Source organism: Agrococcus pavilionensis RW1 (genome assembly GCF_000400485.1).
GTDB lineage: Bacteria > Actinomycetota > Actinomycetes > Actinomycetales > Microbacteriaceae > Agrococcus > Agrococcus pavilionensis.
In genome coordinates, this window is sequence record NZ_ASHR01000027.1 from 1 (window position 1) to 1,056 (window position 1,056).

Sequence of the window (1,056 nt, forward strand, 5' to 3'; positions counted from 1 at the left end):
CCGGCTTCGCGCCCAGCACCGCCACGTCGACGCACGCATCCGCGTCGATCAGCGTCGGCTGGTGCGGCCGATCGGCCTCCTCGCCGACGCTCGGCGCCGGCGAGGGAGCCGGCGCGTCGCACGTCGGCGACGTCCCGTCGCGCGAGACGACGACGCACGCATCCGCATCGACGCCGACGAGCTCACCGACGTCCGCGACGACATCCGCGTCGACGACGACATCGGCGCCCTCGGGCACCGCATCGCCGAGCACGTCGCCGACGATGCCGCCGAGGTCGACGACCGCGTCCACATCCGCATCCGCCACTGCCGCGGCGCCGCCCTGCGTGCCATCGCCGAGGTCGACGATCGCGTCTGCATCCGCCACCACCTCGGGAGCGGTGTCGCCGAGGTCGACGACCGCGTCCGCGTCGACGACCGCCTCGGCACCGCCCAGCAGTCCGTCAGCCAGTCCTGCCGTCACGCCGCCGACATCGACGACCGCGTCGGCGGTCGTGTCGAGGAGTCCGCCGACGACGGCGGTCGTGTCGAGGAGTCCGCCGACGACGGCGGTCACGTCGGCGTCGGCCGACACGAGCCCGTCGTCGCCCAGCAGGTCGACGTCCGCGATGGCGTCGACCTCGATCCCGGCGAGGTCGATCGGCACGGATGCCGTCGCCACCACGAGGTCTTGCGAGCCGACGCTGATCGTCGCGTCGGCATCCACCGCACTGGCGATGCCAGTGCCTGCGGCCCAGAGGCCGCCCGCGAGCGCTGTGGTTGCCAGCGCTCGCCATGCGAGCTTGCGCATAGTCATCTTGCCCTTCTGATCGAGAGATCCGCCGGCCCGCTCCGGGACGGCTGCGTGCCGCGCGCAGGGCGCGGCCTCGGATCGCTCAATCAGGGCTTGCGGTGTGCTCCTCCACCGGGGCATCGGGGATGCGGTCATCCGCGGCCGCGCGGAGCTCGCCCTGGGCGAGCTGCGGCAGGCGGTGGCTGTCGGTGACGGCGAGCGGCTGGCTGGCGCCGGCGGCGGCAGCGCCGCTCGCTCCGCCGGCCACGACGGCCGACGGCTCG

General features: G+C 74.3%; 1 protein-coding gene and 1 pseudogene. Both read right to left on the reverse strand.

Annotated features, from left to right (window positions below; translation table 11 throughout):
• A partial coding sequence (locus tag L332_RS0115370) for a hypothetical protein (protein WP_200860968.1) occupies positions 1–790 on the reverse strand: 790 nt, incomplete at its 3' end.
• Positions 791–875: 85 nt separating this feature from the next.
• A pseudogene (locus L332_RS30350) lies at positions 876–1,056 on the reverse strand (hypothetical protein); the annotation flags it as partial.